Origin of the sequence: Phycicoccus sp., from assembly GCF_035325325.1 — a bacterium.
In the GTDB taxonomy this organism is placed as follows: Bacteria; Actinomycetota; Actinomycetes; order Actinomycetales; family Dermatophilaceae; genus Phycicoccus.
In genome coordinates, this window is sequence record NZ_DAOLAC010000015.1 from 22435 (window position 1) to 46803 (window position 24369).

At 74.3% G+C, this 24369-nt stretch carries 20 protein-coding genes and 1 pseudogene; 6 read left to right on the plus strand and 15 right to left on the minus strand.

All coding sequences use genetic code 11. The features are described 5' to 3' along the window. Window positions 1-307 precede the first annotated feature (307 nt). From nuoE to PKA89_RS10875, 6 genes and pseudogenes are all read right to left on the minus strand, one after another. Window positions 308-1168, minus strand: a pseudogene (nuoE, locus tag PKA89_RS10850) (NADH-quinone oxidoreductase subunit NuoE); the annotation flags it as partial. Beyond that, window positions 1168-2577 carry an NADH-quinone oxidoreductase subunit D gene (locus PKA89_RS10855; RefSeq protein WP_324419282.1) on the minus strand — a complete coding sequence of 470 codons (1410 nt, stop codon included), beginning with the start codon at window positions 2575-2577 and terminating at the stop codon, window positions 1168-1170. The gene PKA89_RS10855 and the pseudogene nuoE, both read right to left, overlap by 1 nt. Beyond that, entirely contained in the window at window positions 2577-3410 is an 834-nt protein-coding gene (locus tag PKA89_RS10860; protein WP_324419284.1) for an NADH-quinone oxidoreductase subunit C, read from the minus strand. The genes PKA89_RS10855 and PKA89_RS10860 overlap by 1 nt, the downstream gene beginning before the upstream one ends. After that, window positions 3407-4006, minus strand: a complete 600-nt coding sequence (locus PKA89_RS10865) for an NADH-quinone oxidoreductase subunit B family protein (protein WP_324419286.1) — start codon at window positions 4004-4006, stop codon at window positions 3407-3409. The genes PKA89_RS10860 and PKA89_RS10865 overlap by 4 nt, the downstream gene beginning before the upstream one ends. 40 nt (window positions 4007-4046) lie before the next feature. Continuing rightward, a complete protein-coding gene (locus PKA89_RS10870; RefSeq protein WP_324419287.1) occupies window positions 4047-4409 on the minus strand; it encodes an NADH-quinone oxidoreductase subunit A in 363 nt (120 codons plus the stop codon). Window positions 4410-4655: 246 nt separating this feature from the next. Next, window positions 4656-5360 (minus strand): demethylmenaquinone methyltransferase, encoded by a 705-nt coding sequence (locus PKA89_RS10875; RefSeq protein ID WP_324419289.1) that lies wholly within the window; start codon window positions 5358-5360, stop codon window positions 4656-4658. A 60-nt stretch (window positions 5361-5420) separates the two neighbouring features. Here PKA89_RS10875 and PKA89_RS10880 point away from each other — a divergent pair, with 60 nt between their 5' ends. After that, window positions 5421-6725 (plus strand): isochorismate synthase, encoded by a 1305-nt coding sequence (locus PKA89_RS10880; RefSeq protein WP_324419291.1) that lies wholly within the window; start codon window positions 5421-5423, stop codon window positions 6723-6725. A 30-nt stretch (window positions 6726-6755) separates the two neighbouring features. On the opposite strand, the gene PKA89_RS10885 is transcribed toward PKA89_RS10880, so the two are convergent. The 5 genes from PKA89_RS10885 to PKA89_RS10905 are packed head-to-tail and all read right to left on the minus strand — an operon-like array spanning window position 6756 to window position 13372. Continuing rightward, a complete protein-coding gene (locus PKA89_RS10885) occupies window positions 6756-7991 on the minus strand; it encodes a geranylgeranyl reductase family protein (RefSeq protein WP_324419293.1) in 1236 nt (411 codons plus the stop codon). 47 nt (window positions 7992-8038) lie between these two features. Beyond that, window positions 8039-9763: a 2-succinyl-5-enolpyruvyl-6-hydroxy-3-cyclohexene-1-carboxylic-acid synthase gene (menD, locus tag PKA89_RS10890; RefSeq protein WP_324419295.1), complete on the minus strand. Its 1725-nt coding sequence runs from the start codon at window positions 9761-9763 to the stop codon at window positions 8039-8041. A gap of 40 nt (window positions 9764-9803) precedes the next feature. After that, on the minus strand, window positions 9804-11906 hold the full coding sequence (locus PKA89_RS10895) for a PQQ-dependent sugar dehydrogenase (RefSeq protein ID WP_324419297.1): 2103 nt from the start codon (window positions 11904-11906) through the stop codon (window positions 9804-9806). Between the two features lie 30 nt (window positions 11907-11936). Then, complete coding sequence (locus tag PKA89_RS10900) at window positions 11937-13094, minus strand: hypothetical protein (RefSeq protein WP_324419299.1); 1158 nt, start codon at window positions 13092-13094, stop codon at window positions 11937-11939. Continuing rightward, complete coding sequence (locus PKA89_RS10905; RefSeq protein WP_324419301.1) at window positions 13091-13372, minus strand: hypothetical protein; 282 nt, start codon at window positions 13370-13372, stop codon at window positions 13091-13093. Before PKA89_RS10905 ends, PKA89_RS10900 begins: the two co-directional genes overlap by 4 nt. Before the next feature lie 132 nt (window positions 13373-13504). Here PKA89_RS10905 and PKA89_RS10910 point away from each other — a divergent pair, with 132 nt between their 5' ends. Beyond that, window positions 13505-14902 (plus strand): mycothione reductase, encoded by a 1398-nt coding sequence (locus PKA89_RS10910; protein WP_324419303.1) that lies wholly within the window; start codon window positions 13505-13507, stop codon window positions 14900-14902. Between the two features lie 12 nt (window positions 14903-14914). Here PKA89_RS10910 and PKA89_RS10915 read toward each other — a convergent pair whose 3' ends face one another. Next, window positions 14915-15913, minus strand: coding sequence for an o-succinylbenzoate synthase (locus tag PKA89_RS10915; protein ID WP_324419304.1), 999 nt, complete (start codon window positions 15911-15913; stop codon window positions 14915-14917). A 123-nt stretch (window positions 15914-16036) separates the two neighbouring features. After that, entirely contained in the window at window positions 16037-17023 is a 987-nt protein-coding gene (locus PKA89_RS10920; protein WP_324419306.1) for a hypothetical protein, read from the minus strand. 58 nt (window positions 17024-17081) lie between these two features. Here PKA89_RS10920 and PKA89_RS10925 point away from each other — a divergent pair, with 58 nt between their 5' ends. The 4 genes from PKA89_RS10925 (at window position 17082) to PKA89_RS10940 (ending at window position 20078) form a co-directional block, all read left to right on the plus strand. Further along, the gene (locus PKA89_RS10925; RefSeq protein ID WP_324419307.1) at window positions 17082-18029 is read left to right on the plus strand and encodes a 1,4-dihydroxy-2-naphthoyl-CoA synthase; all 948 of its coding nucleotides are present in this window, start codon (window positions 17082-17084) and stop codon (window positions 18027-18029) included. Between the two features lie 207 nt (window positions 18030-18236). Beyond that, window positions 18237-18992: a hypothetical protein gene (locus tag PKA89_RS10930; RefSeq protein ID WP_324419309.1), complete on the plus strand. Its 756-nt coding sequence runs from the start codon at window positions 18237-18239 to the stop codon at window positions 18990-18992. 8 nt (window positions 18993-19000) lie between these two features. Continuing rightward, on the plus strand, window positions 19001-19255 hold the full coding sequence (locus tag PKA89_RS10935) for a type IV toxin-antitoxin system AbiEi family antitoxin (RefSeq protein WP_324419311.1): 255 nt from the start codon (window positions 19001-19003) through the stop codon (window positions 19253-19255). Further along, window positions 19230-20078, plus strand: a complete 849-nt coding sequence (locus tag PKA89_RS10940) for a hypothetical protein (protein ID WP_324419313.1) — start codon at window positions 19230-19232, stop codon at window positions 20076-20078. Before PKA89_RS10935 ends, PKA89_RS10940 begins: the two co-directional genes overlap by 26 nt. Window positions 20079-20203: 125 nt before the next feature. Here PKA89_RS10940 and PKA89_RS10945 read toward each other — a convergent pair whose 3' ends face one another. Continuing rightward, the gene (locus PKA89_RS10945; RefSeq protein WP_324419315.1) at window positions 20204-21769 is read right to left on the minus strand and encodes a glycosyl hydrolase family 18; all 1566 of its coding nucleotides are present in this window, start codon (window positions 21767-21769) and stop codon (window positions 20204-20206) included. 43 nt (window positions 21770-21812) lie between these two features. Further along, window positions 21813-24035 (minus strand): glycosyltransferase family 2 protein, encoded by a 2223-nt coding sequence (locus tag PKA89_RS10950; RefSeq protein ID WP_324419317.1) that lies wholly within the window; start codon window positions 24033-24035, stop codon window positions 21813-21815. Window positions 24036-24369 lie beyond the last annotated feature (334 nt).

Consider the following 24369-nt stretch of genomic DNA (forward strand, 5'->3'; position numbering starts at 1 on the left):
CGCTGTCGTCGGTGCCGGCGGCGTCGTCGTCGGCGGAGTCGAAGAGGGTCGCCCCGGGCGAGGCGTCGTGGTCGGTGGGCACGTTCGCGCTCTGCGCCGAGACGGTGCTCGCCCGGCCCTTCGCGCTCTTCGGGGCCGCCTCCTGGGCGGGCGCGACGTCGACCGGGTCGGCCGTCGCGTCGGTCTCGCGCGCCACCCCGGAGACCCCGTCGCCCGTGGAGACGACCTCGGGGGCGGCCGGGGATGCCGTCGTCGACGCGGTCTTCTTCGTGGCCTTCTTCGCGGGCTTCCCCGCCGAGCCGGGCTTCTCCTCGCCGGGGGCGTCGTCGGCCTCGTCGCGCTCGGCGGCGGGCTCGGCCTTGTCGGCCTTCGCCTCGTCGTGCGCGGGCGTGACCTCGGTGCTGCCGGGGGCGTCCTTCGCGGGGGCCGAGCCGCCGGAGCGGGAGCCGTCGCCCTCGGGAGCGGTCCAGCCGTTGCGCTTCGCGATCTCGAGGCCGACGAGCGAGGCCGGGCCGGCACCGACGCCCTCGTCGGCGAGGCCGTCGCTGAACCCCGCGAGGGTACGACTGACCTGCTTGAAGGTGCACAGGCGGTTCGGCCCGCGGGTCGGGCGGACCTCGTCGCCGGCGCGCAGCCGGTCGACGAGCTCGACGGTCGACTCCGGCGTCTGGTTGTCGAAGAACTCCCAGTTGGCCATGACGACCGGCGCGTAGTCGCACGCCGCGTTGCACTCGATGCGCTCGAGCGTGACCTTGCCGTCGTCGGTGGTCTCGTCGTGACCGATGCCGAGGTGCTCCGAGACGGTCTCCCAGATCTCGTCGCCGCCCATCACCGCGCAGAGCGTGTTGGTGCAGACGCCGACCGTGTACTCGCCGTTGGGGTGGCGCTTGTACTGCGTGTAGAACGTCGCGACGCCGGAGACCTCGGCGGTCGTCAGGTCGAGCAGCTCGGCGCACAGGTCGATGCCGCGCCCGGTGACGTAGCCGTCGACGGACTGGACGAGGTGGAGCAGCGGGAGCAGCGCGGACCGCTTCTGCGGGTACCGCGCGATGACCTGCGCGGCGTCGGCGCGCAGGCCCGCCTCGACGTCGGCGGGGTACGGCTCCTTGGACTCCTCGGGCACCGTGAGGTGCCCGGAAGCGGACTGCAGACCGAAGTCACCGGCCATCAGCGGTCGACACCTCCCATGACGGGGTCGATGGAGGCCACGGCGACGATGACGTCGGCGACCTGCGATCCCTCGCACATCGCGGCCACGGCCTGGAGGTTGTTGAAGCTCGGGTCACGGAAGTGCGCCCGGTAGGGACGGGTGCCACCGTCGGAGACGGTGTGGCAGCCCAGCTCGCCCTTCGCGGACTCGACGGCCACGTACGCCTGTCCCGGCGGGACGCGGAAGCCCTCGGTGACGAGCTTGAAGTGGTGGATCAGCGCCTCCATCGAGGTGCCCATGATCTCGCGGATGTGGTCGAGGCTGTTGCCCTGGCCGTCGCCGCCGATGGCCAGCTGGGCCGGCCACGCGATCTTCTTGTCCTCGACCATGACCGGCTGGCCCTCGGTGCGCTGCAACCGGTCGAGGCACTGCTCGACGATCTTCAGCGACTCGTACATCTCGTCGATGCGGATCCGCAGGCGGTCGTAGGCGTCGCACCCGGTGCGGGTGATGACGTCGAAGTCGTAGGTCTCGTACCCGCAGTACGGCGCGGACTTGCGCAGGTCGTGCGGCAGGCCGGTGGAGCGCAGCACCGGGCCGGTGACACCGAGCGCGACGCAGCCGGTGAGGTCGAGGTACCCGACGCCGACCGTGCGGCCCTTGAGCAGCGGGTTCTCGTTGAGCAGCATCTCGAGCTCGCCGAGGCCGCGCCGGATCTCGCCGACGACGCCGCGGACCATGTCGACGGCACCGTGCGGGACGTCCTGCGCGACACCACCGGGGCGGATGTAGGCGTTGTTCATCCGCAGGCCGGTGATCGCCTCGAAGACCCGCAGGATGCGCTCGCGCTCACGGAAGCCGACCGTCATGACGGTCGTCGCGCCCATCTCCATGCCGCCGGTGCCGAGGGCCACGAGGTGGGAGTTGACGCGGGTCAGCTCCATCATCATCACGCGGATGATGGAGGCCCGCTCCGGGATGCGGTCGGTGACGCCGAGCAGCTTCTCGACCGAGAGGCAGTAGGCCGCCTCCTGGAACATCGGGGTGAGGTAGTCCATCCGGGTGCAGAACGTCACGCCCTGCGTCCAGGTGCGGAACTCCATGTTCTTCTCGATGCCGGTGTGCAGGTAGCCGATCCCCGCCCGCGCCTCGGTGACGGTCTCGCCGTCGAGCTCGAGGATGAGCCGGAGCACGCCGTGGGTCGACGGGTGCTGCGGACCCATGTTGACGACGATGCGCTCCTCGTGGAGGGCGGTCGCCTCGTCGACGAGGTCGTTCCAGTCGCCCCCGGAGACGGTGAAGACGCGCGCGCCCTCGGTGTCGTCGTCGACCGACGCGCCGTAGGGGTCGTTGCCCGGCAGCGACGGGTCGAGGCCGGGGCTCGGCGCCGAGTCGTCGTAGATGGTGTCCTGGTCGTGGGTCGTCATCAGCTGTACGCCCTCCGCTCGTCGGGCGGCGGGACGGTGCCGCCCTTGTACTCGACGGGGATGCCGCCGAGCGGGTAGTCCTTGCGCTGCGGGTGGCCCGGCCAGTCGTCGGGCATGAGGATGCGGGTGAGCGCCGGGTGGCCGTCGAACTGGATGCCGAACATGTCCCAGGTCTCGCGCTCGTGCCAGTCGTTGCCGGGCCAGACCTCGACGACCGACGGGATGTGCGGGTCGGTGTCGGGGCAGGTGACCTCGAGCCGGATCCGGCGGCTGCCGTGGGTGATCGAGAGCAGCGGGTAGACGGCGTGCAGCTCACGGCCGGCCTCGCCGGGGTAGTGGACGCCGGAGACGCCCATGCACATCTCGAAGCGCAGGGCCGGGTGGTCGCGCAGGGTGCGGGCGACCTCGAGGAGGTGCTCGCGCCGGACGAAGAGGGTCATCTCGCCGCGGTCGACGACGACCTTCTCGACGGCGCCGCCGAGGCCGGGTCCCTCCTCGAGGGCGGTGGCGAGCAGGTCGGCGACCTCGTCGTAGTAGCCGCCGTACGGGCGCGGGCTCGCGCCGGGCAGGAGGGTCGGGGTGACGAGGCCGCCGTAGCCGGTGGTGTCCTGGCCCCGGGTCGCGCCGAACATGCCCCGCCGCTCACCGATCTGCACCGGCTCGGAGTCGGCGCCGGCGAGCTCGACGACCCGGCCGCCGCCCGTGTGCTGCGCGGTGTCCGAGGACTGCGGGTCGTCGTCCGTGCGGGTGGCCGCGGTGTCGGCCTCCTTGTCGGGGACCGGGGCCCCCTCGCCGCTCTCGAGGTGCTTCGGGTCCTTGCTCTCGTCGCTCATCCGAGGAGGTTCTTCCCGGCCGGCGCAGCGAGGTGCGCGAGGTGGTCGTGGGTGGGGGGCATCAGCGAGGTCGGCGTGGCCCGCAGGGCGGCCTCCTCCGCGGCCCGGGCCGCCGCGACCCGGTTGACGCCGAGCTTGCTGTTCTGGATCTGCCCGTGCAGCTCGATGATCGCGTTGAGCAGCATCTCCGGGCGCGGCGGGCAGCCGGGCAGGTAGATGTCGACCGGGATGACGTGGTCGACGCCCTGGACGATGGCGTAGTTGTTGAACATTCCGCCCGAGGAGGCGCAGACGCCCATCGAGATGACCCACTTCGGGTTCGGCATCTGGTCGTAGACCTGGCGGACGACGGGCGCCATCTTCTGGCTCACCCGGCCGGCGACGATCATCAGGTCGGCCTGGCGGGGCGTGGCGGAGAACCGCTCCATCCCGAACCGGGCGATGTCGTAGTCGGGGGTCCCGACCGCCATCATCTCGATGGCACAGCACGCGAGGCCGAAGGTGGCCGGCCAGATCGAGGCCTTGCGCATGTACCCGACGACGTTCTCGAGCGTCGTGAGGACGAACCCCGCGGGCAGCTTCTCCTCGAGTCCCATCACGCCTCCCAGGCGGTGTTGACGGTGGTGCGGTCGGTGCTCAGTCCCACTCCAGGCCGCCCCGCTTCCAGACGTAGGCGTAGGCGACGAACACCGTGATGATGAAGAGGACCATCTCGACGAGGGCGAAGAGGCCGAGCTGGTCGAAGGCGACCGCGAAGGGGTAGAGGAACACCGACTCGATGTCGAAGATGATGAAGAGCATCGCGGTGAGGAAGTACTTGACCGGGACGCGCCCGCCGCCGGCGGCCCGGGGGGTGGGCTGGATGCCGCACTCGTAGGCCTCCATCTTCGCCCGGTTGTAGCGCTTCGGGCCGACGACGAGGCTGGTCCCCACCGACAGCGCCGCGAAGCCGAAGCCGAGCGCCAGGAGGATGAGGAGGGGGACGTAGGGGTTGCTCATCGCGGGCGGACTCCCCTTTCGCTGCTCGGGATCGTCGGGTGGTCGACGGGCGCCGGGGCCGCGTGCGGCGTCCCGGCCATCCTAGGGGGCGTGACGTACGTCGCACCCAGGGGCGTGTCGCCCCCGGTCTCGGCGCGGCGAACCGCGCGCGGCGTGGTGGTCACGGGTCCCTCTTGCTGCTTGTGAACGTCTTCACGAACGTCGGCAGTCTAGGACGCGCCCCGGACGGCCTGAACTGAGGTATGCCTAACCCTCGACGGGCGCCTTCGTCGCGCGGTGGAGGGCGACGACGCCGCCGCTCAGGTCGCGCCACTCCACGCCCGACCACCCGGCCGCGGCGACCCGCGTCGCGAGGCCGCGCTGGTCGGGCCACGCCTGGATCGACTCCGCGAGGTAGACGTAGGAGTCGGGGTTGGAGCTGACCGTGCGGGCGATCCGCGGCAGCGAGCCCATGAGGTAGGTGGAGTACACCCGACGGAAGGCCCGGTTCGTCGGAGTGCTGAACTCGCACACCACGAGTCGGCCACCGGGCTTGGTCACCCGGAGGAACTCGCGCAGCGCGGCGTCGGGGTCGGAGACGTTGCGCAGCCCGAAGCTCATCGTCACGACGTCGAAGCTGTCGTCGGCGAACGGGAGGCGCATCGCGTCGGCCGCGGTGAAGCCGAGGTCGGAGCGGCGGCGGTGCCCGACGCGCAGCATCCCGAGGGAGAAGTCGGCCGGGACGACGTCGACGCCGGAGTCGGCGAACGGCTCGCTGCTCGTGCCCGTGCCGGCGGCGATGTCGAGGACGCGCTGACCGGGGCGGGCGTCGCAGGCGGCGACGACGGCACGTCGCCACAGCCGGTCCTGGCCGAGGGAGAGCACGTCGTTGGTCACGTCGTAGCGGGAGGCGACGTCGTCGAACATCGCGGCGACGTCGCGGGGGTCCTTCTCGAGGGAGGCGCGGGACATGCGCGCCATCCTCCCACCGATGCCGGGGGCCGCGGCACGGCGCCGTATCGTTGCCTGCTGATGACCTCGCTCCCCGCGGGCCGCCCGGCCCCCGCTGCCGCGGCGGCGCCCCTCGTGGCCCGCACGGTGCCTCTCGACCCCGCGCTCGCCGCCGACCTGATCGCCGTGCTGCCCTCCGGGACCGCGACGGCACCGTGCTCGTGGGTGCGCCGCGGTGAGGGCCTCGTCGGCTGGGGCCGCGCCGCGTCGCACGTCGCGCACGGCGCCGACCGGTTCGCCGAGCTGTCGGCGTGGTGGGAGGGGCTGGTCGGGCCGGCCGTCGTGCGCGACGAGGTCGACCTGCCGGGCACCGGTCCGGTGGCCTTCGGGTCGGTCGCGTACGCCGACGGGTCGCCGGCCGGGGGGACGCTCGTCGTGCCCGAGGTCGTCGTCGGGCGGCGGGGCGGGCGCGCCTGGCTGACGACGATCAGCGCCGGCCCCTCGGTCGCCGCCGTCCCGGGGACGGTCGAGGTGGTGGCGCAGCCGGTGCCGCCGCGCCCGGTCGACGTCGCGTTCTCCGACGGGGCGCTCGAGCCCGGCGCGTGGGAACGGGCCGTCGCCACGGCCGTCGAGCGCATCACCGCCGGCGAGCTGGACAAGGTCGTGCTGGCGCGCGACCTCGGGGTCACCGCGCACGACGCCATCGACGTCCGCTGGCTGCTGCGCCGGCTCGCCGAGCGCTACGACACGACGTGGGTCTTCGCCGTCGACGGGCTGGTCGGCGCGACGCCCGAGCTGCTCGTGCGCCGCGAGAAGGGGCTCGTGACGTCGCGGGTGCTGGCCGGGACCATCCGGCCGACCGGCGACGACGCGCACGACCTGGCGCTGGCCGCGTCGCTGGCCCGTTCGTCCAAGGACCTCGAGGAGCACGAGTACGCGGTGCGCTCGGTGGCCGATGCCCTTGCGCCGCACTGCTCCTCGATGAACGTGCCGGAGGCGCCGTTCGTCCTCCACCTGTCCAACGTCATGCACCTGGCCACCGACGTCGCCGGGGTGCTCGTCGACGACACCTCGTCGCTCCGGCTCGCGGCCTCGCTCCACCCCTCGGCGGCCGTGTGCGGCACCCCCCGGCTCGTCGCCGACGAGGTCATCGCCGAGCTCGAGCACATGGACCGCGGCCGGTACGCCGGACCGGTCGGCTGGATCGACGCCGACGGCGACGGCGAGTGGGGCATCGCGCTGCGCTGCGGCGCCGTCGACCCGCAGGACCCGTCGCGGATGCGGCTGTTCGCCGGCTGCGGCATCGTCGCCGGGTCGGTCCCGGCCGACGAGCTGGCCGAGTCCGCGGCCAAGCTCGTCCCGATGCGCGACGCGCTGACCGCCTGACGCCCGCCCCCCGGACGCCCCGGGACCCGCTCAGGTGAAGGGCGGGCGGGCGTCGACGGCGACCGAGCGCCGGCCGGCCCAGCGCCACACCCGGGCGGCGCGGTCGCGGTCCTCGTCGGTGACGAGGTTGCCCATCCAGCGGAGGGCGAGGGTCATCAGCCAGTCGCTGCGCATCCCGACCGGGCCGAGCGCGGCGAGGGTGCGGGGCACCGTGAAGACCCCGGCCAGCCGCCGGGCGATGGAGAACGCCTCGCCGTAGTGGTCGCGCAGCAGCGCCGGCCAGACCCTCGCGAGGTCGTCGTCGAGGTGGAGGGCGACGAGCCGACCGGTCTCGAGGCCGTAGTCGATGCCCTCGCCGTTGAGGGGGTTGACGCACGCGGCGGCGTCCCCGACGAGCGCCCAGTTGGGTCCGGCGACGTTCGACACGGCTCCGCCCATCGGCAGCAGCGCGCTCGTCGGCATCCGCTGCTCGCCGGTCAGCCCGAAGTCGGCCCGCCGCTCGTCGGTGTAGCGGCGCATCAGCGGCTTGACGGCGACGTCGGCCGGCCGGCGGGTCGTCGCCAGCGTGCCGACGCCGACGTTCACCTGCCCGCCGCCGAGCGGGAAGATCCAGCCGTAGCCGGGCAGCGCCTCGCCGGCCTCGCCGCGCAGCTCGAGGTGGCTGGAGATCCACGGGTCGTCGGCGCGGTCGGAGTCGACGTAGCACCGCCCGGCGACGGCGTAGACGGTGTCCTGGTGCCACTCGCGGCCGAGCACCTTGCCGAGCCCGGAGCGCACGCCGTCGGCGACGACCAGTCGCTCGCAGGCGATCTCGTGGGTGCTGCCGTCTCCGCGGCGGAAGGTGACCGACCGGACGCGCCCGCCCTCGAGCGTGGCGTCGACGGCCTTGCTCCCCTCGACCCCGGTGGCGCCGGCCTTGAGGGCGGCCTCGCGGATGCCGGCGTCGAGCTCGGTGCGCGGCACGGCCGAGCCGTGGTCGGGGAGCGTGCCGCCGGGCCACGGGAGGTGGAGGGTCTGGCCGAAGCCGTGCGCGCGCAGGCCCTGGTTGACGGTGTGCGCGCGGACCCAGTCGCCGAGGTCGAGCCGGTCGAGCTCGGCGATGGCGCGGGGGGTCAGGCCGTCGCCGCACGTCTTGTCGCGCGGGAAGGTCGCGGCGTCGGCGAGGACGACGTCGCGCCCGGCGCGGGCGGCCCAGGCCGCCGCGGCGGACCCGGCGGGGCCGGCGCCGACGACGAGGACGTCGGTGCGGGTGGGGGTGGTCGGCACGGGTCGATTCTCGCAAGCCCGCGGGCTCCGGCCGAAATCGGCTCCGGTCAGCCGTCGAGGGTGCGAGCCGCGAGGTCGCGCAGCGCGGCGTGCCCGGAGCGGTGGCTCGAGCGGTCGACGGGCACCTGGACGACGCGGAGGCCGTCCGGCCGCCGGGCGACCGCGGCAGCGAGGGCGTCTCGGGTGGTCACCACCTCGTGGGCGACGCCGTGGGCGGCGCAGAGGGCCGCGAGGTCGGTGCCGGTCGGGGTGCCGAAGACCCGCTCGAAGGTCGCGGCCCGCTCGGGGGCTCCGTGCTCGAGGGTCGTGAAGATGCCGCCGCCGTCGTCGTCGACGACCACCACGGTGAGGTCGGGCCGCGGCTCGGCGGGACCGACGAGCAGCCCGTTCGTGTCGTGGAGGAAGGTGAGGTCGCCGAGCAGCGCGTGCGTCGGCCGGCCGAGGCCGAGCGCCACGCCCGCGGCCGTCGAGACCATCCCGTCGATGCCCGCGAGCCCGCGGTTGGCGACCACCCGGATCCCACCGCCGGGATCGCCGGCGCGGCCGGTCGTCGCGAGGTCGAGGTCGCGCACCGGGTTCGACGAGCCGAGGACGAGGACCGCGTCGGGCGGGAGGGCGTCGTGCACGGCGGCTGCCACCGCCAGCCCGCTCGGCCACGGGAAGTCCTGCGCGGCAACCGCATCCGCGACGCGGCGTCCGGCCTCGTCCCACCCCTGCGCCCAGGCGCCGCGTCCGGTGGGAACGCCTCCCGGGTCGGCCGTCAGCGCCGCCCACGGATGGACGAGGGCGGCGGCGTGCGACGGGTCCGCCCAGGTCCCCGCTCCGCGCACGACCTCGACCCGCATCCCGGGCCGGCGCAGCAGGGCGGCGACCGGACGGGCCAGGGTGACCCGACCGACGACGACGACCCGCTCCGGGAGGTGGGCGTCGAGCCATCCGGTGGCGGTGAGCAGCAGCGGGCCGTGCGGGAGGGCGCCCGCGCGCGCGGACGGACCAGCGAACGGCTCGGCGACGACGGGGTGGCCGCGGCCGACGGCCCAGTCGACGGCCTCCTGCCCGGACACCACGTCGCCGGTGTCGCCGACGACCACGAGGGTGCGCTCGACGTGTTCGATGCTCCCGGCCGGCACCGTGGGGACCGCGAGGCGCACCTCGGTCCACGGTGCGCCGCCCGGCCGGCCGGCGAGGTGCTCCGCCGGCGGGTCGTCGTCGGGCGCCAGGGGGTCGCGGAAGGCGACGTCGACGTGCACCGGGCCCGGCTCCGCCCCGAGCGCGCCGGTGGCGGCGGCGAGCGCACGGCACACGGTCGTGCGCCACGCAGGCATCCGCCCGTCGCCGGGCTCCGGGACCGCGTCCGGGGCCGGCAGGTCGGCCTCGAAGCGCACGACGCCGGCGAACATCCCGGGCTGGGTCGTCGTCTGGTTGGCCCCGGTCCCCCGCAGCTCGTGCGGCCGGTCGGCGGAGAGGACGACGAGGGGAACGCCGGCGTGGTGGGCCTCGAGCACCGCCGGGTGGAGGTTGGCCACCGCCGTGCCCGACGTCGTGACGACCGCGGCCGGACGCCCCGAGCCCTTCGCCAGCCCGAGGGCGAGGAAGCCGGCCGACCGCTCGTCCACCCGCACGTGGAGGCGGAGGTGTCCGGCGGCCTCGGCGGCGACGAGGGCGTACCCGAGCGGCGCCGAGCGCGACCCCGGGGCGAGCACGACGTCGCGGACCCCGCCGCGGGCCAGCTCGTCGACGAGGACGGACGCGAGCGCGGAGGAGGGGGTCACGGGCGGCGATTCTGCCAGCCCCGGACCCCCGCCCGCCGCGCTACGGGGTCCCGGCCAGCCGGCGCAGCCCCGCCTCGACGGCAGGCCCGACCGACGCCGGACCGCCGACGACGACCAGGTCGTCGGCCCGCAGGCGCAGGGTCTCCTGGCCGGTCTGCGGCGGCAGGTTCGACGCCGCACCGAGCAGCAGGGGCTGGGACACCGCCCCGGCCGCCGCCCCGGCCGTCAGCCCGTCGGGGAAGTTCTCGCCGGACGCGACCCAGGCGTCGCCGAGGTACCAGAACGCCCGGCTGACCGTCGCAGCCACCGCCCACCGGTCGCGGCCCCCGAGCCGGATGACCGGGTTCGTCGAGTACGCGTTCAGCTGGCTCAGGACGCGGTCGCTGACACTGCCGGCACCGCCGACGACGTAGATGTTCGTCGCGGGGGTCGAGCGCAGCTCGGCCGCCGTCGCCGCGGGGACGGCGTCGCGGGTCACGAGGAGCAGCCGGCCCTTGCGCTTGGCCACCGCCGGGCCCGCGGCGAGCGCGTCGGCGAACACCTGACCGGACGCGACGAGCACCGGTGGCGTGGCGCCGTTCGCGGTGCGGTGGGCGACCGCCGCCGCGACGGCGTACCGGTCGGCGCCGCCGATGCGCTCGACGGTGCCACCACCGACGAGCCCCTGGATCTCGGCGAGGACCGTGTCGGAGACCGTCCCCGGACCGCCGACGACGGTGACGGCGGTGGCCCCGAGCCGCTGGATCTCGGTGCGGGTCGCGTCCGGCAGCCGGTCGCGGCCGGTGAGCAGCAGCGGTGCGGGCAGCTGCCCGGCCCACGCGCTCGCGGTGAGCGCGTCGGCGAAGGTCTCACCGCTGGCGACGAGGACGCGGGCCGAGCCCCCCGGGTAGGAGCGGGCACTGACCCCGGCGGCGACGGCGTAGCGGTCGGCCCCGCCGACGCGGGTGACCGACGAGGTCGCCGGGGAGACCCGGACGACCCGGTCGTTCGTGCCGTTGGACGTCGTGAGGTAGAGCTTGCCGCCCGGGCCGGCGACGCTCCCGCGGACGCGGCCGTAGGTGCCGTCGTACAGGACCTGCGGGGTCCCGACCGTCTGCGTCCCGGCCGCGACCGGCATCCGGCGCACGTCGCTCTCCTTGAGCGTCGAGACCATGAGCGAGCCGGTCCAGTCGCCCCACTGCGAGCCGCCGAGGAACGAGGCGCCGGACGTCGCGAGCGTCGGTGTGCCCGAAGCCCACTGCGGCGACCGGTAGGCGCTGGCGGCCGAGCAGCCGGCGGGCGCGTTCGGGTTTCCTGCCCCGGTGTAGCAGGGCCACCCGTAGTTGCCCCCCGCGCGCAGGAGGTTGACCTCGTCGTCGGTGTTCGGGCCGTGCTCGACCTCCCACACCTCCGAGGTCCCCGGCCGCAGGGCGATGCCCTGCGGGTTGCGGTGGCCCATCGTGTAGACGACGTCGCGCCGGCCCTGGATGACCGGGTTCGTCGCCGGCACGCCGCCGTCGCGGGTCATCCGCAGGACCTTGCCGTTGAGGCTGGAGCGGTCCTGGGCGAGGTCCTGGACGCCTCCGTCACCCATCCCCAGCCAGAGGTAGCCGGCCTGGTCCATCTCGACCGCGCAGCCGTTGTGGTTGTTGTGGGCCTTCATCCCGCCACGCAGGAGGGTGGGGCCGGTGAACCGCGAGCCGGAGACGGTGTACCGCAGCAGCTGGTTGACCCACCCGCCGCTGCCGGTGTACTCGCGGGAGGCGCACACGTAGACGTACGGGTGCGAGCGGAAGTCGGTGTCGACGGCGATGCCGAGGAGGCCGGCCTCGCTCACCGCTTGCACGTTCGGGACGGTGACCGTGCCGAGGAGCGCCGCACCCGGGGACCCGCTCTGGTAGATGCGGATCCGGCCCGGGCGCTCGGTGACGAGCATCCGGCCGTCCGGGAGGAAGGCGAGGTCCCACGGGAAGGTGAGGTTGCCCTGGACCACCTCGGTCGTGGTCGTCGGAACCGCGGCCGGCACGGCCGCGGCGGGGGCACTCCGGAGGCCGGCCGGCGGCACGGCGGCGCTCGGGCCGGCCGCCGAGAACGCGAGGACCGGGGCGAGGGCGATCGCCGCGAGCGCGGCGCCCAGGGGCAGTGATCGGGTGGCACGCGGCACGTCGGCCTCCTCCGTCGGGTGCTCGCCACTCTACGGAGCGGGACCGGTGCGCGCCCCCCGAGCGATGCCGCGCTCGACGACCACCTCGGTGACGCCCCGGACCGGCTGCCCGAGGAAGGAACCGGCGGAGGCCTCCCACGCGCCGAGGCCGGGCACGACACCCCGCGGAGCGCCGGTGGCGGCCCGCACCGTGCGCTCGTACGCCTCGAGCCGGTGCCGCGAGACGTCGACGGGCGGCCCCTGCCCCACCCGCAGGGTCAGCCAGGTGGAGCGGGCCGGGTCGGGTCCGAGGTCGAGGGCGGGGACGGGGTCGTCGGCGTGCTCGACGGACAGCACGCGGACCGCCGTCGGCACGGGCACGAGACCGACGGGGGCGCCGGTGGTGAGGACGTGGGTCACCCGGTGCCGGGCGGTGAAGCCGGGGTCGGCGGCGAGGGCGGCGGCGTGGATCCCACCCTGGCTGTGCCCGACGAGGAGGACCGGCTCGCCGCCCACGTGCTCGGTCGTGGTGCCGCGGCGCCGTGCGGACGCCGCCTGCGCGGCGTCGAGGGCGGCCGTGACACCGGCCCCGGCGAGGGTGGCGCCGCCGCCGACGGCCGCCAGGTCGGTCGTCAGGTCGAAGGGGTTGGCGCCCGCCTCCGGTGACCAGGTCTGCGTGCCTGGCACGGCGACGACCCAGGCGGACCCGCCCTGCGGGTCACCGACCTCGACCACCCGGACACGGCCCCCGTCGAGTCCCCGGCCGAGCGCCACGAGGTCGCCCGGACCGGCGAGGGCCGCCCCGTGCCACGTCGCCGGGACCGGGTGCACCACGGCGCCGCGGCCCGACTCGTCGAACCAGCCGACCCGGTGCGCCTCGTCGGCGCCGACCCTGACGCCGGCGAGCACCGCGGCCGCGGCCTCCTCCACCCCCGCGTAGGCCCGCGCGGCGAGCCGGAGCCGGAGCGCCAGCGCCTCGAGGGCGAGCGCCTCGCCGGCGAGCCCGGCCGGACCGAGCACCCGCGCCGCCTCGACCTCGACCCGGACCCACGCCCCGAGGGTCGCGCTGCCGCGGACGAACGCCGGTGATCGGCACCGTGCGACCCCCTGCGCCAGCACGCCGCCCTCGCCGCGCAGGTCGTCGGCGACCCCGACGAGCCGCCGTGCCACCGCCAGCAGGGCGTCCGAGCGCACCCCCACCCGGGTCACGACGCCCGCCCGAGGCCGCGGCCGTCGGCGTCCCGCTGCGACCGCTCGGCGCGCACCGCCGCGGCGAGCGCGGTGAGCGCCTCGGCCAGCCAGCCCAGCTCGTCGACCAGTGCGGCGAGCCGGGCCCGGCGCTCCTCGACCGAGCCCCGGAACCGTTCGGCGGCCGGACCCTCCCACCACGTCGTCGCGGCGACGCCGAGCGACGCCCGCCGCAGGTCGACCAGCTCCGCCGCCGCGACGACCCGGCGGGCGAGTGCCTCGAGCTCCTCGACGTCCACCGCCACCTCCTCTCCCGGGTCCAGCCCACCGCGCAGGGGCCGGCCTGCGCCACCCCCCGCGGCCGTCCTGTGGACGGACCCGGCCCGGCCCGGCGGCTGTGGACGACGGACCCGCCACCTACCCTGAGGCGCATGCCCCACCACGACCTCGTGATCATCGGCAGCGGCTCGGGCAACTCGCTGCTCACCCCCGAGCTCGAGGGCCTGGACGTCGCCATCGTCGAGAAGGGGACCTTCGGGGGCACCTGCCTCAACGTCGGCTGCATCCCGACGAAGATGTTCGTCCTCCCCGCGGACCGGGTCGTCGAGGCCGACGACGCCCGCCGCCTCGGCGTCACCTTCGAACCGCCGCGCGTCGACTGGCCCGGCATCCGGGACCGCATCTTCGGGCGGATCGACCCCATCTCGCGCGGCGGCGAGGAGTACCGCCGCGGCCAGGAGCACGTCACCCTCTACCGCACGCGCGCCCGCTTCGCCGGCCCGCGTCGGCTCGTCCTCGACAGCGGTGAGGAGCTGACGGCCGAGCGCGTCGTCGTCGCCGCCGGGAGCCGGGCGGTCGGGCTGCCCGTCGACGGCCTCACCGCCGCCGACCCGGACCGCGGCGTGCACACCTCGGACACCGTCATGCGGATGGACGCCCTGCCGACGCGGTTGGCCGTCGTCGGCGGCGGGTTCGTCGCCTGCGAGATGGCGCACGTCTTCTCGTCCCTCGGGGTGCGCGTCACCCAGGTGCAGCGCTCGGCCCGCCTCCTCACGGCCGAGGAGCTCGAGGTCGCCGAGCACTACACCGCGGTGGCGCGCGAGCGCTACGACCTCCGCCTCTCGACCACCGTCACCTCGGCCGAGCGCACGCGCGGGGTGTGGCGGCTGGAGACCGAGGGCCCGGACGGGCCCGGCCACGTCGAGGCCGAGGCAGTGCTCGTCGCCATCGGGCGCCGGCCCAACACCGACCTCCTCGACGCCGCGGCCGGTCAGCTGGAGACCCACCCCGACGGCCGGCTCGTCGTCGACGCCCGGCAGCGCACGAGCGTCCGGGGAGTCTGGGCGCTCGGCGACATCAGCTCCGAGCACCAGCTGAAGCACGTCGCGAACGGCGAGGCGCGGATCGTCGCGCACAACCTGGCCGTCGACCTCGGCCGGATCGCCGGACCCCCGGTGGAGGACGACGGGCGGCCCGTCCCGCACGCGGTCTTCGGCCACCCCCAGGTGGCGGCGTTCGGGCCCACGGCCGCACAGCTCCGTTCGGACGGAACGGAGTTCGTCTCCTTCACGCAGAAGGTCGGCGACGTCGCCTACGGCTGGGCGCTCGAGGACACGACCGGGGTGCTCACGGTGCACGCCAGCCCGGACGGCCACCTGCTCGCCGCACACATGGTCGGCCCGCAGGCCTCGAGCGTCATCCAGCCGCTCGTCCAGGCCGCGAGCCTCGGGCAGACCGCGCACGAGGTGGCCCGTGGCCAGTACTGGATCCACCCGGCCCTCTCCGAGGTGGTCGAGAACGCGCTGCTCGGCCTTCCCCTGACGCGCTGACCGACCGCGCACTCACCCGAGCGCCCCCGCCAGGTGGGCGTGGGCGGTCCCGACCCGTTCGCGCCACCACTCGACCCGGTCCGGCGGGGCGGCCCACTGGTCGAGGAGGTCCTCGTCGGCCGCGATGCGGCGCACGGCGAGCGAGCCGTCGACCGGCAGCATCCGGTCGCGGGCCACGTCACCCGCGAGCAGTGCGGCCGTCCCGAGCCCGCAGGCGTACGGCAGGTCGGGGAGCGCCGCGGCCAGCGCCACCCCGGCCGCGATGCCGATGCTGGAGTCGAGGGCGGAGGAGACGACCGCGGGCAGTCCGCACGCCTCGACGACCTCGAGGGCCGCGCGCACCCCGCCGAGGGGCGCGACCTTGACGACGACGACGTCGGCGGCCTCCAGCTCGCGCACCCTGAGCGGGTCGGAGACCTTGCGGATGGACTCGTCGGCCGCGACCGGCACCGCCACGCCGCGGCGGGACAGCAGCCGGCGCAGGTCGCGCAGCTCGAGGGCCGTGTTGCACGGCTGCTCGGCGTACTCGAGGTCGTAGCGGGCCAGCCGGCCCAGGGCGTCGGCGGCGTCCTCGACCGACCAGGCGCCGTTGGCGTCCACCCGGATCCGTCCGTGCCGGCCCAGCGCCGAGCGAACGGCCGCGACGCGGTCGACGTCGTCGGCCGGCTGCTGTCCGCGCTCGGCGACCTTGACCTTCGCCGTCGTGCAGCCCGGGAAGCGGGCGAGCACGCCGGGCACCTCGTCCGGAGCGACCGCCGGCACCGTGGCGTTGACGGGCACGGTGCCGCGCACGGCATCCGGCCATCCCTCCCACGCGGCCTCGATGCCGGCCGCCAGCCAGCGCGCCGCCTCGGCCGGACCGTACTCGAGGAAGGGGCCGAACTCGCCCCACCCGAGCGGACCCCGCAGGACGGCGACCTCGCGCACCCGTACCCCGCGGAACGGCACGTGCATCGGGACGGCCACGACGCGGGTGCCGGCGAGGAGCTCCGGCAGCGAGGGAAGGGTCACGGGACCACCGTAGGACCGACCTCCGGTCGGGTCGGTCGCCGGTGACCGCCTTCACGAGCTCGTCGACCGCGAGCGCGACGACCGCGACCGGTGCCGCAGCGGGGGGGGGTCGCGCCGGTGAGGTCAGCGGGGACCGGTCCGGCGGCGCAGCTCGAGGGCCCGGTCCCGCATCCCGATGACCCGACCACGGAACCTCCCGAGCAGCAGGGCCGGGTCACCGAGCGGCACGACGTCCGGACTCTGCGCCCCGAAGTACCCGGCCCGCGTGAAGCCGGCCGCCCCACCCCCGACGGCGTGCGCGAGCGCCGTCGCGCGGCTGCTCGGGGCCGACCTCAGGCCGAAGGCCTCCTGCACGGGCCGGGACCGCAGCGGGCGACCGGTCCCGGCCAGGTCGTTGCCGCGCGCCACGGCCCAGAGCAGTGCGGCGGCGGTCGCCTCCGGCCGGTCGGAGCGCAGGACGGCGCCCGGGGTCTCGCGCACGAGGCGGGACAGCAGCCGGCGGCACGCCGTCAGCCCCTCGGCGCCGAGGAGCTCGAGCGTCGGGCCGGCCATCAGCGCCTCGACCGCCTCCGCCCGCGCGCGCCGGTGTTCCGGGACGTCGTCGAGCAGCAGGGCCTCCTCCGGGAGGGGCGAGCGGTCGAGCGACGCCAAGGCCTCCTCACCGCCGACGACGGTCGCGAGCCAGGCCAGCTGGAGCTCGTGCCCGGGGGGACGAGGCACGGGCGGGGGCGGCGGTCGGTACCGGGCGTCGTCGAGCTCCAGCGCCGCGCACTCGTACTCGCTGCCCCACGTCGGCCTCCTGACGACGTCGACGACACGGTCCCCGATGAGGACGATGGTCGTGACGTGGTCACGCCGTGTGGTGAGGAGGTCGAGGTCCGACACCCGGCCCAGCGACCCCGCGGACGGCGCCCCCCACGACCCGCTCCACGGCTCCTCGGAGGGCTCGTCGAACGGCGCGTCGTCGCCCCACCGGTCCGGGCGCAGCACGCCGTCGAGGTCCTCCTCCCAGCGTCGCCCGCTCCGCGGCCCCTGCCATCCCTCGACCACCGTCGCCACCCCCGTCTGCCGCTCCCGGACGCCGACCGCGTCCCGGGCCGACCGTGCCACGGACCCCCGTCCGGCCCGCCGGGTTTTCCACAGGGCCGCCCCGGTTAGCCTTGCCGGCGTGAGCGCGATCCCCGGAGTGAGCGAGACCTTCGACCCGAGCGCGTGGGAGGAGGTCCCCGGCTTCGAGGACCTCACGGACGTCACCTACCACCGCGCCGTCGGGCTCGGCTGCGTCCGCGTGGCGTTCGACCGGCCCGAGGTGCTCAACGCCTTCCGCCCGCACACGGTCGACGAGCTGTACCGCGTCCTCGACCACGCCCGGCGCTCGGCCGACGTCGGCGTCGTGCTGCTCACCGGCAACGGTCCGACCCCGCGGGCCGGGCAGTCGGCGCGCACCGGCGGGTGGGCCTTCTGCACCGGTGGCGACCAGCGCATCCGCGGCCGGTCCGGGTACCAGTACGCCGAGGGCGAGACGGCCGACTCGGTCGACGCGCGCCGGGCGCGGGCGGAGGGCGGGCGGCTGCACATCCTCGAGGTGCAGCGGCTCATCCGGACGATGCCCAAGGTGGTCGTCGCGGTCGTCAACGGCTGGGCGGCCGGGGGCGGGCACAGCCTGCACGTCGTGTGCGACCTCACCGTCGCGTCGCGGGAGAACGCCCGCTTCAAGCAGACCGACGCCGACGTCGGGTCGTTCGACGGGGGCTACGGGTCGGCCTACCTGGCCCGGATGGTCGGGCAGAAGTTCGCCCGCGAGATCTTCTTCCTCGGGCGCGAGTACTCCGCCGAGGACATGCACCGGATGGGCGCGGTCAACCTCGTCGCCGACCACGCGTCGCTGGAGGCGACGGCCCTCGACGTCGCCCGCGAGGTGATGTCGAAGTCGCCCCAGGCCCAACGGATGCTGAAGTTCGCGTTCAACCTCGTCGACGACGGGCTCATGGGTCAGCAGGTCTTCGCCGGCGAGGCGACGCGGCTGGCGTACATGACCGACGAGGCCGTCGAGGGGCGCGACCAGTTCCTCGAGAAGCGCGACCCGGACTGGTCACCCTTCCCCTGGTACTACTGATCCGGTGCGTTTGCGCAGGTCAGACGGAGTTTGGAGCTTCCGAGTCTGCGCTCAGTCCGCAAAGAGTCCGCACGAGTCCAATCCTGGTCGGCGGTGTAGTCGGCGTGAGTCCCGATCGCGAGGGGTGAGTCGCGCTCGCGGTGTTCAGGGTTTGCGCTTGTTCAAGTAATCCGAACCTCGGATAACACCGAACAACGGGGATTGCGCGTGGATGACTTGCTGAACGAACTGGTGGCTCGGATCGAGGACTACGGGTTGCGCGTCCAGGCCCATCCGCTGCGAGAGAGTCACGACATCGGATACGACGTGGACTTGGTGTTGTCGAGGGGACGTGCGCGACAGGCCTTCGCGATGCAGTTGAGGACGCGCCCAACGCTGTCCAACCTCGACCGGATCCGGCCAGCCGTGGCCGGACCGATCCTCCCGATGGTCGGGGCTGCGTCGGTGTCGCCTCGGTCGGCCGACGCCTTCCGACGGGCAGGGATCCAGTTCATCGACTCGGGGGGCAACGCTTCGATCCACTTCGGCGACGTCCTCATTGACGTCCGGGGTCGTCGCACCGATCGCGATCAACCTCAGCCCGAGCACGAGAAGGGCGGCAATCTGTTCAGCAGGGCGCGAGCTCAGGTCGCCTTCGTTTTGCTGCAATGGCCGAGGTTGTGGAGGGCACCTCAGCGCGAGGTCGCAGAGGCAGCCGGGGTCTCCCTCGGTCAGGCGAACGACGCCGTCAGGATGTTCCGCCACTCCGGCTTCGGGCCAGGCGGGCATCGGAGCGACACGGAGCTCTTGGACCTCTGGGTTGCAGCGTTTCCGACAGGGCTGGCCACGAAGCTCACGCTGGCGACCTATCGCGGCTCGGTGGAAGAGTTCAGGAAGGTCAACGCAGAGGATCCAGTCTTCCTGGCTGGTTCTGCGATGTCGGGGAGCTGGCAGCGGACGACCTGCTTCGACCGGCGGCCTTGACGATCTACGTGGCGGAGCTCGACCCGATGCTGCCGGTGAGAAACCGGTGGCGCGCGGACGGGAACGGGAACATCACGGTCCGCCACAAGTTCTGGACGACTCCGAGCGACGAGTCGCACGACGACGACGGTCCGCTCGTTGGCCAGCGCCTGGCGCCGGTCCTGCTGGTGTACGCCGACCTGATGGCCAGCGATGACCCGCGCGTTCGCGGCGTGGCACCGGAGTGGAGGAGGCGCGTTGCTCGACGTGAGCTCGATCGCTGAGGGGTTCTTCGATCCGATCGTCCGCGTTGTTGATCAGATGCTCGAGCACGCTCCCGTACTCGAGCCGGACCGGGTCATGCTGGTGGGCGCCTGGTGCCGGGACACCCTGCACGCTGCACTCGGGCACGACTTCGAGACCCGAGCGACACGCGACGTCGACATCGCATTGGCCCTGTCGGGATGGGACGTCTACGAGCAGCTCGCAAGGCTCTTTCCGGCGGCGTCAGACACTGGCTTAGCCTTCCGGATCGCGGAGATGGTGGCAGACCTCATCCCGTTCGGGGAGCTGGAGGATCCGGTCGGAGAAGTGCATCCACCGAAGGGAGACGACACGATCTCGGTGTGGGCGTTCACGGAGATCTTCGACCCCGCGCGGCCACTGTCGCTCACTCCTTCGCTGGCGATCCGATGCCCGACGGTGCCCGGGCTCCGCCGCCGCGAAGCTGGCCGCCTGGCTGGATCGACCGCGTGGGGCGAGCCGAAGGACGCCAACGACATCGCCCTGACCGTGCACCGGTACGCGGAGTCGTCAGAGGTCCAGGACCGGCTCTACGAGTCGCCGCAGGGAAGCGACATGCTCCTCGCCGAGGAAGTCGACGTCCCGCGCGCGGCGGCTCGCTTGCTGGGCGCGGATGTTGCCGATCTCATCGGGCCAGACCGGCTCGCCGAACTCTTGGAGCGGTGGCCCGGCAACATCGAGATGCTCGCCCGCAACTTCGTGATCCCAGCCGCGACCCACGTCCCGCAGGAGTCGCGCCGGCTGGAGCTCATCCAGGCGCTCACGCGTGGACTCGCTGAGCCGAGTTCACCGACTCCCTCATGAGGCCGGCGGCGCGGGTCGAGGCAGCGTTTGGGCAGGTCAGGCCAGACTTTCGTCCAGGACCAACGCTGGCCGACGACGGCCAGCGACCGGCCGGATGCTTCCCTTGGTACTTCTGACGCCCGCGGTCAGGAGCCGGGCGTGACGAGCAGCCACGGCGAGCCGCCGACGGCCGACTCGCCCGGCTTCTGACCCTGCGACCACCACTTGGCCTCGTAGGGGACGAGCCCGAGCTGCACCCGCATCCCGGCGGTGTACGTCTGCTTCGGGTCCCACGCGGGGTAGGTGCCGGCCGGCACCGTCGGCAGCGGCGCTGGGGTGTCCCCCGGGAGCACGGGGCCGACGAGCGTCCACGGCGAGTCCGCGGGGTTGGCCACCGGCATGTCCGGGGCCACGCCGGTCGTCCAGTACCGGGCCAGGTACACCTGACGGTGCCAGACGATCTTCGTGCCCCCCGGGTAGCGGCCGAGCGGGTCCCAGACGGGGAAGGGGCTGTGGGCGGGGTCGTCGACCACGCCGGTGCCCGATGCCTCGGTGGCGGACCCGACGGGACGGGTGGGCGCCGCCGAGGGGGAGCTCGTGGACGACGGACGCGTCGTGTCGAGGTGGGCGGCGAGGACGTCGGCGAAGGACCGGCCGGCCTGGTCGACCCCGCTGCACGAGGTCTGCACCACGGGGAGCACGGCCGGCAGCGGCGGGGCGCACGTGGCGTCCCGGTTGAGCGACCACATCGACACCTGGCCGACGCCGTGGGTGCGGGCGAAGGCGTTGACCGCCTCGGCGTCGTCGAGCGTGAACCGCTCCGACTGGACGTCGTTCTGGCCGATCATCGGGGTGATGCCGACCCGCCTCCACGCCGCGTCGTCGTCGAGCGGGCGTCCGGCGTTCTCGAAGGCTCCGCGCACCTGGCGCTGGAGCGCGGTCGAGGCGTCGACGGCCTGCGCGGCCATGGTCCGGCCCGGGGCGGCCGCCGCGCCGAAGTCCATCGTCATCCCGTTGACCCCGGCCACGTCGACGCCGGCCGCGAGCATGCCCGCGAGCACGCCCTCGCCCTCGTCGGTGAGGCCGGTCGGTGCGACCGGGAGCGTGAGCCAGACCGCCAGCGGGTGACCCGTGGCGCGCACGTCGTCCTGGACCTGCTTGACGGCGCCGGCCCGGCGCGCCGCCGCGGCGGCGTCACCCTGCGAGGTGCCCTCGAGGTCGAGGTCGATGCTCGTCAGCTCGTAGCGGTCGACGACCGTCCGGTAGGTGTCGGCGAGCGCGCCCTGGTCGGTGCACGTCGCGGCCAGCTCGGTGCCCGCCTGGCCGCCGAAGGAGACGCGGACGTCGCCGCCGACGAGGCGCAGCTGCGAGATGCGGCGGTCGAGGTCGAGGTCGGACGAGGCGCGGTCGAGGGAGTAGGCGCCACCCCACATCGGGGTGCACGCCCCCTCGGAGCCGGACACGACGAAGGCCAGCGTCACGTGCGACTGGGCCGCTCCGCGGGGCGTCTCGAAGGCGTAGGCGGGGGTGGCGGTGACGTCGACGTACCCCGAGAAGGTGGGTGAGGGCACCACGCGCTGCGGGGTGACCGCCGACGAGATGGCGCGGGTGCCGACCCATCCGGCGACGAGGACGCAGACGACCAGCACGGCCACGCGCGCGAGGGAGATGCGCGTCCGGGCGGGGCCGGGCGCGACGGCGGGCGTGCTCAACGGGGGCTCCTGGAGGGGCAGGGTCGGAGGGGGCGGGTGGTCATCAGGACCTCTGTCGGGCGCGGGTGTCGCCGCGGCGGGGCGGAGGCGCCTGGCTGACCCCGATCCGGGCTCGTTCGATCGAGGCCGGGGCGTCGGGGCCGAAGTAGAGCACCGAGGTCCAGTCGGCCTGGACGGGCGCCGGGGACGTCGGCGTCGGCGCCTTGACCGGCACCCGCACCCAGTGCGCGATGCCGAGGACGACGTCGACGACCGAGTTGCGCACCCCGATGAAGGCGACGATCGCGTACGTCGTGAGGACGCCGTTGAAGGCCGCGAAGGCGCCGTTGGTCCAGTTGCGGGTCAGGACGTCGTTGGCCAGGGTCGTGAAGGCGAAGACCGCGATGAGGTAGGCGCTGAGGACGTGCAGGGCCGGGGCCGCGGTCCGGTCCTTGACCTTCGGCGTCCGGGCGAAGGCGATCTTCGACTTGGCCGCCGCCTGCTGGAGCGACTTGAGCGTCCCGGCGAGGTTGACCGGCAGGAGGATGAGGTTGAAGGCGTAGACCCGGAAGACGTCGGTGCGCTTGTAGCCGAGCCGGTGCAGGTCCGAGGACATCGCGAGGAAGTACGGCAGCGCCGCGGCGAGCAGGATCGGGCTGAGCAGCTTGCTGTCGAAGGGGAACACGAGGAGGAAGACGAGCCCCACGCTGGCCCAGCAGATCGAGGCCATGTAGTTGAAGCGCAGGGCGATCGCGGCGCGCGGCACGCGGGTGCCCTCCTTGCGCATCCGCCGCACGTGGCGCCAGAACTTCGGGGCGATGAGGAGACCACCGTTGGCCCACCGGGCGCGCTGCACCGCGAGGGAGCCGAAGTCGGTGGGGGTGGCGCTGTAGCTGAGGCGCTCGGGGTAGTTGTGCAGCGTCCACCCGTGCGCGATGAGGTCGATGCTCGACTCGGTGTCCTCGATGACCGTGCGGTCCTGGACGTACCGGCGCACCTCCTGGCCGCCGACGTACGACACCTCGACGATGTCGTCGAGCGCGACCTTGCGGATCACCGCGTTCGCGCCGACCCAGAAGGTCGCCCCGAAGTACGTGAGCCCCTGGTGCACCAGGTGCTGGATGTCGGTCGTGGCGCCGGCGATGCGCTCCAGCCGGGTGCTCGCGCCCCGGAAGGCCGCGTAGGGCGTCTGGATGACCGCGATGCGCTCGTTGCCCGGGAGCTGCAGCTGGTGGACCAGCCGCAGGCAGTACTCGCGCAGCAGCACGCTGTCGGCGTCGAGGGTCAGGACGAAGTCGCTGTCGGGGAACTCGAGGGCGTCCGGCGCGTCGCTGTCGCGCAGCACGATCCCCAGCTGGGTGGGGATCTGCTGCACCCGGCGCCCCATCAGGCCGAGGTAGGCGTTGAGGTTCATCGCCTTGTTCGCGTCGTGCGGGAGGTGGGCGTACTTCTTGCGCTCGAACGAGGTGATGTCGGCCTGGAAGGTCCACACGAGGCGGCGACACAGCTGGCTGAGGCGCTCCGCCGGCAGCACGGCCCCCTCGTCGAGGGCGGCGAAGAGGGCACGCGCGGTCGTCTCGATGTCCGTCGCGAGGGCCCCGAGGACCTCGTCGGCGAGGAAGTCGTCGGCGTTCGAGGTGCGCGGGTAGGCGGCCGCCTGCTCGCGCAGCCACTCGGCGGCCCAGAGGTGGTCGAGCGCCAGCGAGCGGACCCCGTCGCTGGTGGTGGACCCGCCGGAGGCGGCGACGGCCTCGTGCCGCTCCAGCGAGCTGCGGAAGCGCTCGTAGGGCTGGGCGAGCAGGGCCATGATCTCGCCCGGCAGGGCGCGGCAGCCCGCGAGGCTCGCGGCGGCGGCCGGGTCGGTGGGGTTCGGCGGGTCGTCGAGCAGCAGCACGGTGCGGGCCCCCGGGAACTCCTGGAGGGCCACCGAGAGCAGCGTGGAGCGCACCACCGAGGGCTCCTCGCAGTACGAGGGGACGAGCACGGTGAGGCTCGGCGGGGAGGCGGCCATGAAGGCGTCGATCTCGGCGCGCGGCACGCGCACGTGCTCGCGGGAGCGGTAGAGGGCTCCCTGCCGGGCCACGAGGTACATGCAGGCCGAGAAGGTGAGGAACGTCATGACGATGACGTAGGCGATCGTCTCCCGAATGAACTGGCTTCCCTGGAGGCCGTGGTCGACGAACTGGGAGAACACCGCCCAGCCGAGGTACCCCAGCCAGAGCAGGACCGTGGCGGCGATCGCGAAGCCGCCGGTCCACGTCAGGGTGTGGCTGGCGGGCGGCTCCATGACGGGCAGCGGCGGGCGGGGGGGCCCCGACCCCCCCTGCCGGCGACGCGGCGCCGGCGGCTGGGGGTCGGGGGCCGCGGCCCCCGGGGGGCCCGGCGCGCGCGCGGGGGGGGGCTCGGCACCGGGGTGGCTGCCGGCGTCCTCCGAGTCCGTCTCCGAGGTGGGGTCGACGAGCCGGGTGTCGGTCTCGTGACGGGGGTCGGTGGTGACCGGTGAGGGCCTCATGGGCGGGTGTCCTCGGGGAGCAGGGCGGCGGGGTGCGGCATCGCTGACACCGTCGCACCCGCGCCACCCGGCTCACAACAGCCGGGCCCCAGGGGCAGCCGAACAGCCA